This is a genomic window from Sphingobium cupriresistens LL01, from assembly GCF_001046645.1.
Classification (GTDB): Bacteria; Pseudomonadota; Alphaproteobacteria; order Sphingomonadales; family Sphingomonadaceae; genus Sphingobium; species Sphingobium cupriresistens.
On the sequence record NZ_KQ130440.1, the window covers coordinates 53,294 to 59,933 of the forward strand.

The 6,640-nt window shown below is 59.4% G+C and carries 10 protein-coding genes; 8 read left to right on the top strand and 2 right to left on the bottom strand.

The window, feature by feature from the left end; translation table 11 throughout:
- Window positions 1-237: 237 nt before the first annotated feature.
- From V473_RS21590 to V473_RS23770, 8 genes are all read left to right on the top strand, one after another.
- Window positions 238-1,089 carry a DUF7146 domain-containing protein gene (locus V473_RS21590; RefSeq protein WP_148648498.1) on the top strand — a complete coding sequence of 284 codons (852 nt, stop codon included), beginning with the start codon at window positions 238-240 and terminating at the stop codon, window positions 1,087-1,089.
- Window positions 1,071-1,895: a hypothetical protein gene (locus V473_RS21595; protein WP_066609308.1), complete on the top strand. Its 825-nt coding sequence runs from the start codon at window positions 1,071-1,073 to the stop codon at window positions 1,893-1,895. The genes V473_RS21590 and V473_RS21595 overlap by 19 nt, the downstream gene beginning before the upstream one ends.
- Window positions 1,896-1,906: 11 nt before the next feature.
- The gene (locus V473_RS23225; protein WP_082679285.1) at window positions 1,907-2,224 is read left to right on the top strand and encodes a single-stranded DNA-binding protein; all 318 of its coding nucleotides are present in this window, start codon (window positions 1,907-1,909) and stop codon (window positions 2,222-2,224) included.
- 403 nt (window positions 2,225-2,627) lie between these two features.
- Window positions 2,628-3,617, top strand: a complete 990-nt coding sequence (locus V473_RS21600) for an ArdC family protein (protein WP_244884599.1) — start codon at window positions 2,628-2,630, stop codon at window positions 3,615-3,617.
- 59 nt (window positions 3,618-3,676) lie between these two features.
- Window positions 3,677-3,979 (top strand): hypothetical protein, encoded by a 303-nt coding sequence (locus V473_RS21605; protein ID WP_066609310.1) that lies wholly within the window; start codon window positions 3,677-3,679, stop codon window positions 3,977-3,979.
- Between the two features lie 34 nt (window positions 3,980-4,013).
- Window positions 4,014-4,220 carry a hypothetical protein gene (locus V473_RS21610; protein ID WP_066609311.1) on the top strand — a complete coding sequence of 69 codons (207 nt, stop codon included), beginning with the start codon at window positions 4,014-4,016 and terminating at the stop codon, window positions 4,218-4,220.
- Window positions 4,221-4,279: 59 nt separating this feature from the next.
- Window positions 4,280-4,747 carry a hypothetical protein gene (locus tag V473_RS24480; protein WP_082679280.1) on the top strand — a complete coding sequence of 156 codons (468 nt, stop codon included), beginning with the start codon at window positions 4,280-4,282 and terminating at the stop codon, window positions 4,745-4,747.
- Between the two features lie 177 nt (window positions 4,748-4,924).
- On the top strand, window positions 4,925-5,443 hold the full coding sequence (locus V473_RS23770) for an imm11 family protein (RefSeq protein ID WP_066609312.1): 519 nt from the start codon (window positions 4,925-4,927) through the stop codon (window positions 5,441-5,443).
- Window positions 5,444-5,449: 6 nt separating this feature from the next.
- Here the strand turns inward: V473_RS23770 and V473_RS21620 are convergent, their stop codons facing one another.
- The gene (locus V473_RS21620; RefSeq protein WP_006953933.1) at window positions 5,450-6,316 is read right to left on the bottom strand and encodes a recombinase family protein; all 867 of its coding nucleotides are present in this window, start codon (window positions 6,314-6,316) and stop codon (window positions 5,450-5,452) included.
- 142 nt (window positions 6,317-6,458) lie between these two features.
- A partial coding sequence (locus V473_RS23240; protein ID WP_148648499.1) for a Tn3 family transposase occupies window positions 6,459-6,640 on the bottom strand: 182 nt, incomplete at its 5' end.

A 6,640-nucleotide genomic window follows, 5' to 3' on the forward strand; every position in this document is an offset into this window, starting at 1 on the left:
AACGCCAAATCAAAGGGCAGGACCGTCGGCTACGCCGCCGGAATGCCCCCCAGGTGGAGCAGGCGGCTATGACAGCTTCATATTACTCCCCGTCGCGCTTGCTGCCCGCTTTGAATGGCCTCAGCGTCAATATGCGGCTCCATTTGCAGGGAATGCGATCCAACTTTTCAAAGCCTAAAGCGATAAGTCGGCGGGTTAGCGATTGTCCGCTTTTGTTCAATACGCTATTACCGGACTATGAAACTGACGCCGACCGCCGCTGCTAAAGAAGCTGTGAAACGCCTCAACGGAACGTGGCACGGGTCTTACGGCAAGGCGCGTTGCCCGGCCCATGAGGATCGCAGCCCGTCGCTTTCCGTCACACCTGGGAAAGACGTGGTGTTGTTCCACTGTTTCGCCGGTTGCAACCAGGCCGAGATAATGGCTGCGCTATCCCGGCATGGCGGATATGTCCGCCCTACAGAACGCGACACTACGCCGCCTGTTGCCCGCGACCTCGCACCGCTGGCGCGCGAGCTATGGAGCAAGGCGTTGCCGATCGCCGGCACCCCTGCCCAACTCTATCTTGAAATGCGCAAAATCGGCCATTCGACAATTGGCCGATATGAGCCTGCATCGCTTGTCTACGAAGAAGGCAAAAAGCTGCGCCTGCCGGCGCTGCTCTTGCCAATCACCGAGCGCCGCCAAGTCATCGCTCTCAAGCGCATCTTCGTGGACCGGGCAGGAAATAAGAACAGCAGTTTGGTTGAACCCAAACGCACCCTCGCTCTACCGCGCGGCGGCTCAATTCAGATCGGCCGCATCGAGGCCGACCATCTGAATCTGGCCGAGGGCTTTGAAGATGCCGAGTCCGTCATACGCATGTTCGGTTTGACGGGGTGCTGGTCTGCGAACGGCATCGAGCAATATGCCCACCTCGTAATCCCCGATCATGTCCGCACGATCACAGTCTATTCCCAGCACGGATCAGCCGCGACCCGTGGCCTCGCCAAAGGCGAGGCAAACCTGACCGCAAACGGGCGCCGTCTATCCGTCGAATTGCCGCCTATCGGCGGCGATTGGAATGACGCATGGCGAGCCGCCGCGTGAAAGCTCAGATAAGTATTTTGCTCGCAGGGGCCGTCATTCTTGGCGCGGTTTTCGTGCAATCTCACCCTGATTTTGTCGCGCATCCTCCCCGTAGCTCGCGCGAGGCGTGCGGCCAGTTCTTCGATCCGGCGAATTGTCAGGCAGCGGCGACCTTCGCCGCAATCAATGCAAAACAGCCGATCCGCCAGATCGTCGTGCCCTCGATCCCCGACCCAGCTCGCACACCTGGCGCGATCAATCCCGCGATCAACCAAGACAATATCACCGCTACCATCTGCAAAGGCGAGTACCAGGCCGAAAAGTCGCCGCGGCCTTCGTGGAAGGCCGCGGCGACCCGCCGCCTTGTTGAAAGTCTCTATCCCGGCGAAAATCCCGACGATTTTTCACTCGACTATCTGGTGCCAATCTCACTCGGCGGGGCGGTGGCCGATCCGCGAAATCTATGGTTGCAGACGTGGACCGGGCCTAACCGCGAGCTGAAAGACCATCTCGAAATGCTTCTGACGAAGATGGTCTGCAACCGCCAGATTGCGCTTTCGGTCGCGCAGCAGCGGATCGCTGGCGATTGGCGCGACACGTATCAGCGCGCGATGACGCCGAAAAATCTCGCTCAGTATCAAATGCCTTTGAAATGGGCCGTGTCGCCCGAGCAGTTTCCCCCGTTCACTTCCCCTAATGTCGGCCAGATCGAGGGGCAACGTGCCCAGGTCGAAGGGGAACCGCTGATCTTGCAAGCCGAACTGGTTGACCCGGAGCCATACGAGGTGCCGGCGATCCCGACCGAGCCACTTTACCCGCAACAGTAGGAGTGCTGGAAATGCCAAGGAATATCGCTGAATTTCGTATTATTGGACAGGTTGGCGGCATTGATGAGAAGGAAAAGGTCACGTTCGTCAATGTTGCATCGAATTATAATCGGCAGGTTGACGGTGAATGGCAGGAAGAGGTTCATTGGAACCGGGTGACTTGCTTTGGAAAGTGCGCTGAATATGCCCAAAACTCCGCAAAAGGTGACATGGTTCATGTAACGGGACGGGTAAAGCAGACCTCATATGATCGTGATGGACAGACAATTTATAACACTGATCTAGTTGCTGATTCATATTCCGTTCTTGTTCGGAAAGATGCTGGGTAACATGGAGCTGGGGGCGGCCTTCGGCACGGCTCTATCTCCGCTCCGCTCCGACCGAACCCGCAAGCGGTTTCGTCCCATTTAGGTGACGATCCTCGCCTTGAAATCGCCGCAGGATCTCGAACGAGATTCTTGCGGTGTTTTTGTATCTGGCACGCCGGAATACCGGCGCGATCGAACAGGAGGCGGCATTGCCGCCGCGTCACTGATCCAGTTCCGGGGCCTGTTCCGGCCCCCTGGCGCAAGGGCTAGACCGTCTCGGCCGCTGCGCGACCTCGCTTGGCGATCAGGGCGGTATCCCCATCCTTCCTTCGCTGCGCTCTGTGCAGGACGGGCGATCCCCCTCCGCCCTGATCGGCCCTCACTGCGCCATTCCCCGACCCACTTCGCCAGCGGGCAGAAGTCGATGGACGCCATCGCCTTCGGCTCCATTTTAGGAAGGGAACAGCACATGCCACGGAACACCGCCAAGACCCGCAAGACCACCGCTGCGCGCGTCGACGTTTACGAGGAAGTCACCAACCAGATTGTTGCGCTGCTAGAGGCAGGCACCCGCCCATGGTCCCCACGCTGGGCATCGGGCGCGGCATCGCTTCCGCTTCGCCATGAGGGCACCGCCTATCGCGGCATCAATATCCTGCTGTTGTGGTCCGCCGCCATGGCGCACGGCTACACCAACCCGCATTGGATGACCTACCGGCAGGCGCATGAGCTGGGTGGACAGGTCCGCAAAGGCGAGAAGGGCAATCTTGTCGTTCATGCTGGCACTTTCACCCCCAAGGATGGCGAGACAGGCGAGCCAATCACCAACAGCGAGGGCGAGGAAACGAGCCGCGCCTATCTGAAAAAATATGTCGTGTTCAACGTCGAGCAGATCGAGGGCTTGGACATGAGCAGGTTTCCCGCGCCGCAGATCGAAATCAAGAACCGCGACGAGCGCGACAGCGAGCTTGATGTAGCCTTTGCGCTTTGGCCGGTTCCCTATCAGGAAGGCGGCAGCAGCGCCTATTACGACCCTCGCGCCGACCGTATCCAGATGCCCGCCTTTGCCGACTTTGTGACCGGCAACGCCTTCTATGCCACCCTTGCCCATGAGGCGATTCACAGCAGCGGCAGCGCCCACCGGCTCGACCGTGAAACCCTGCGCGACTATGGGAAAGCCAAAGAAATCAGGGCCGCAGAGGAATTGATTGCCGAGATTGGTGCAGCGATGCTTTGCGCACAGCTTGGCATGGAGCCGACCGAGCGCGAGGACCACGCGGCCTATGTTGCGTCCTGGCTCACCGCCCTTCGCAACGACAAGCGCGCAATCTTCCGCGCCGCCACCGCAGCACAGGCGGGAAGCGAACTGATCCTGTCCCACATGGCAGCCCCCGCCATGGCTCGCGCCGCCTGATCCGAGCGAGGGCGGCCAGCAGCGCCGCCCCCTCTTCCCCGTTCCCGAAGGATCGACCAATGCACAAGAATCCCCCGATGATCGAACTTAGCTGGCGTGATGAGAATTATGGTTCCGTCTGCGCCGTCGCGGCCTTCCGCAACTATGCTGGCACGCTCGATTGGAGCGAGCGCACCCACCAGCGCTTTCGCGGATGCCTGAAACGTGCGGCCTTCGATTTCCACCAAGGCCGATGCAGCTATATCGCTACGAAGGGCACCCGAGAGGATCAGCAGCGTGCGCTTTGCGACGAGCTGGACCGGGCTGGCTTCCGCATCACGAGCGGCGATGTTCGCACCAATCCCGCAGCGGAGGCGGCATGAGCCGCCGCGCGTTTGAAATAGGGAGATTGAACCAATGACGCCCTTACGACACCTCGACCGCGACACCCGGCGCGCGCGCCTGTTGGCAGCGCGGACCCGGCCCATGGGTGGCATCAACCGCAAAGGCATCCTGCGCGGCGATTGGGATGGCGGCACAGTGGTCCGCCAGTTTCGCGCGGGCGAGGGCCAATGGCGCGGCCTGGCACCCTATGCGACACCGCAGCAGCCCGAGAGCGCGTAAAATTCGCGGCGCGGACCTTACGGGCCGCGCCCATTTTCCAATCATGAAAGGAATCGACCATGGCAGCATCATTGGTCGCCGCAGGACTTTTGTTCGCTTGTACCCCGACGCTCGTTGCCGATGGGGACGGGCCGGTTTGGTGCGCCGAAGGTCCGCGCATCCGCATCGCGGGGATCGCCGCGCGTGAACGCGACAACAGTTGTCGCCCTGGACAGCCTTGCCCGAACTCGTCGGCCGACGCAGCAATGCGCGCGCTGGTCAATGTCCTTGGCGGATCGCGCGGCTCAGTCCGCTTTCGCGGCGCTCGATACGATCATGTCCGCGTCCACGCCCCCACCATGAAATGCTTGTCCACCGGCAGCGCCGGGGGAAGCCGCACCGGAGCATTTTGCCAAATGAGCGACGGTCGCAATCTCAGTTGCGCGATGCTGGCAACCCGCACCGTCCTGCGATGGGATCGGTATTGGCGCCAGGATATGGTTTGTTCCGCGCGAGATCTTCCGTCAGATTCCCAGCGTGGACGGTAGAAGCATGAGGCGGGCGAACTGCCCCGCTACGTTACCTGCCATTTGATAGCTGGTGTTGGAAAAGCCATGGCGACCGACGGCTATCGCCTGATTTTCGGCATATCGCCGATTTCTTAAGAAAATCTGGCTACTGATCCAGATGTGAAAGTTTGAATTGGATGACGGCAGGGCGACTCAATGGTCTATTTCGTGTCCTGTAGGGACGTCTATGAGTACCCGGTTTATCCGACATTTTTGGACGTATCAGACGACACCGCATGGAACCGTGTTCCTTTTGAGCAGGCCCCTGAAACTCTAACGCTGAATGCAGTTGAGCGCGAGTTTATCGCCAAAGGTGCGACCGCGATGGAGCATGGCTATCGCGTCATTGGCGACGAAGCACCCCGGAAGATGCTTTGGGAGGGTGGTGACAGGGACTTGCCGGAAATCATTCAGCGGAACTGTATCGCCATCAGCCTGCGCCTCCGCGATCTAATCGAGCAGTATGAGCCGGGGCTGCATCAATTTTTCCCGGTCGAAATCTTCAAGGCAAGAGAGGGGCAAGCCGTCGCGACCTATTACTGGCTCAACGTGTGCAATCGCATTGATAGCATCGACCCCGAGCGGTCCAATGTTTACTGGAAAGCCAACTATCTGGCCCAGTCGGCCCGAAGCTGCGATTTTGGCCAGGTTGAAGAACGAACACTGAACGCTTGATTGATTCTACCAGGACCGTTGCTGACCACCGACCTCGTAGATATCGGCTTCCATGGAGCAATTGTAGCTCTCTGCGATGTTGAACATCTCGGAGAGGAGGCTTTGGATTTCCTCATCAAGGGAAATGCCATCCGGATCGGGGTCATAGGCGACGGTCAGTTTGTAATCACAATTGCCGTTTTTTACCATGGCGTAGTCGCGTTCCAGCATCGCCTCAATCCGCTCCCGAGCGGGTTTTCTACCTCTTCCACGCTTGTTGAAGTTCTCGATAATCAGATGCAGGGCGATGCTGGCAGTGGGCGGCTTTTCCGGCAGTTTGGTCTGTGACGGAATAATGTCGAGCGCCCGATAGACGGTCATTCGTGAGACCTTCAGGTCGCGGGCAACGCGGGCCTTGCTGGCGCCGGCGGCAAGGCGACGGCGGATTTCATCGTCATCGACGTTCTTCTTCCGGCCTTTGTAAACGCCTTCGGCGCGCGCCGCTTCGATCCCGGCGCGCTGACGATCCTTGATGAACTTCAGCTCCATATCGGCGACCATGCCGAGTATGGTGATGACCATTCGCCCCATGTCGCCCGCCGTCGTCACCTCTGGCTCAAGGATGCGCAGCGAAGCTCCCTTTTCATCAAGCTCATGCACCAGGTTCAGGACATCGCGCGTGGAGCGGCCGAGCCGGTCGAGCCGCAGCACGACCAGCTCGTCGCCGGTGTGCATAAACTGCATGATCGTTTCCAGTTCCGTGCGCCCGCTCCGCGAGGCCCCCGATCCGGTCTCGGAACGGATAATTTCGCAACCTGCATTCTTGAGGCGGCCAATCTGGATATCCAGATCCTGGTCCGTGGTGCTGACGCGGGCATATCCGATACGAGCCAAGTGCAAAATCCGTCACATTAGGGTGGCTCTTGCAGTGTATCGTCACATTGAGCGCAAACCCACCCTTTTGTGACAGACGAATGGTGTCACTCGGCCCTATCACTCTGGGGTGTACCCAAATGTTATAGGCCGATCAGCCGCCTCACGCTGCAAGCCGTCCAAAATCAATCCGGTCGTTCAGGTCGAGGTCGAAGCGGCCATAAGGGTTCACATGACTGTAGATCAACGGCGTGAGACCACGATAATCTTCCGGCGTCATCCGCCCCGCCCACTTCGGCTCAACCAGTACGGTCTGAAGCATGCGGGTGTTCACATACACCAGCG

Bases quoted from the DNA above. Each gene is read 5' to 3' on its own strand.
- V473_RS23225 (WP_082679285.1), top strand. From the start codon at position 1,907: ATGCCAAGGAATATCGCTGAATTTCGTATTATTGGACAGGTTGGCGGC.
- V473_RS21595 (WP_066609308.1), top strand. From the start codon at position 1,071: ATGGCGAGCCGCCGCGTGAAAGCTCAGATAAGTATTTTGCTCGCAGGG.
- V473_RS21600 (WP_244884599.1), top strand. From the start codon at position 2,628: ATGGACGCCATCGCCTTCGGCTCCATTTTAGGAAGGGAACAGCACATG.
- V473_RS21590 (WP_148648498.1), top strand. From the start codon at position 238: ATGAAACTGACGCCGACCGCCGCTGCTAAAGAAGCTGTGAAACGCCTC.
- V473_RS24480 (WP_082679280.1), top strand. From the start codon at position 4,280: ATGGCAGCATCATTGGTCGCCGCAGGACTTTTGTTCGCTTGTACCCCG.
- V473_RS23770 (WP_066609312.1), top strand. From the start codon at position 4,925: ATGGTCTATTTCGTGTCCTGTAGGGACGTCTATGAGTACCCGGTTTAT.
- V473_RS21605 (WP_066609310.1), top strand. From the start codon at position 3,677: ATGCACAAGAATCCCCCGATGATCGAACTTAGCTGGCGTGATGAGAAT.
- V473_RS21610 (WP_066609311.1), top strand. From the start codon at position 4,014: ATGACGCCCTTACGACACCTCGACCGCGACACCCGGCGCGCGCGCCTG.